Here is a 1,160-nt window from a genome sequence, read left to right as displayed (position 1 = left end):
CACCGGGTTCAGCGTGGTGTAGATCCCCTCGGCCTCGATCTTCTTCTCCTCAGGGATGTCGGAGGCGGCGAGCACCCGCCGGTAGGGCGTGTGGGCCAGGTCGTACTTCTTCCGTACCTTGCTGCCCACCCGCTCCTTGGAGATGAGTTTCCGCACCGGTTGGAAGTAGTTCACCACCAGCCGCCAGTCGGCGTAGATCGCCTCCAGGAGATCCAGCGCCTCCCGCGACTCGTACCGCCGGTACCCCACCAGCTGGCGCACGACACACCAGTTCTTCCCCTCCACGTACGCCTGATCGTTCTTCTTGTACGGCCGCGAGCGGGTGAACTGGATCCCCTCCTTCTGGCAGTACGTGTAGAGATGAGCGTTGAGGAACGCCGAGTCGTTGTCCGAGTCGATCCCCCGCAGGGGGAACGGAAGACGCTCCCGGATCCGCTGGATCGCCTTCCGTACCGTCTCCTGGCTTCGGTTGAGCACGGCCACGGGTTCGCACCACAGGGTGGCCACGTCCACGGCGTTCAGGGTGTGGAGGTACTCCCCTGCCGTCGTCTCCCCGCAGTGGGCTACCAGGTCCACCTCCAGGAACCCCGGGCCCACGTCCTCCCAGTCGGCGAACGTACGCACCGGGACCCTCGCCTTGAGAAGCGTCCCCGGCTTGGCGGCAGGGCGTCCCCGTTCTCTTCGGTAGCGGTGCGTGGCGAGCATCCGGTCGATCGTGGCCGGGCTCATCTGGACCAGCAGCCTTCGCGTCTCCAGGGCCAGCGCGAGTTCCCCTTCCCGCTGGAGCACGGCCACGATCTCGGGGAGAAACGGAGCGAGGCGCTTCGAACAGATCCGTCCGCAGGCCTCCCACACCTGAAGGAGTGCCGCCTTCACGTCCGGGGTGTACATCCGCGGACGTCCCCGGCAGTCCCCTCCCTTGGGTTTCCTTCCGTTCCGGAGGACGCGGATCGCGGCCTTGCGGTGGTACCCAGTGAGGGCCACGAACTCGTCGAGGATCCTCGTCTTGTCGCCGCGCCTCGCACGCAGGTAGCGGGCGCGCAGCGCTCCCACCACCTCCGCCACGCTCGCTTGGGTCATCGGCACCTCCTCGTCTTCGGTAACCCGAATTCTGAGGAACCGACACCCCGCCCGGTAACACTTTCACTGAGGCAACTCGG

At 66.4% G+C, this 1,160-nt stretch carries 1 protein-coding gene; it reads right to left on the bottom strand.

Features of this window, described 5'->3' with window-relative positions:
* Positions 1-1,080: transposase family protein (locus AB1824_13605; GenBank protein ID MEW5765994.1), on the bottom strand; the 1,080-nt coding region annotated here is incomplete at its 3' end.
* Between the last annotated feature and the right edge of the window lie 80 nt (positions 1,081-1,160).

This window comes from Acidobacteriota bacterium (assembly GCA_040752915.1).
Taxonomy (GTDB): Bacteria; Acidobacteriota; UBA4820; order UBA4820; family DSQY01; genus JBFLVU01.
The sequence above is the reverse complement of the archived record's forward strand: the minus strand, read 5'-3'. Positions and strand labels throughout refer to the sequence as shown.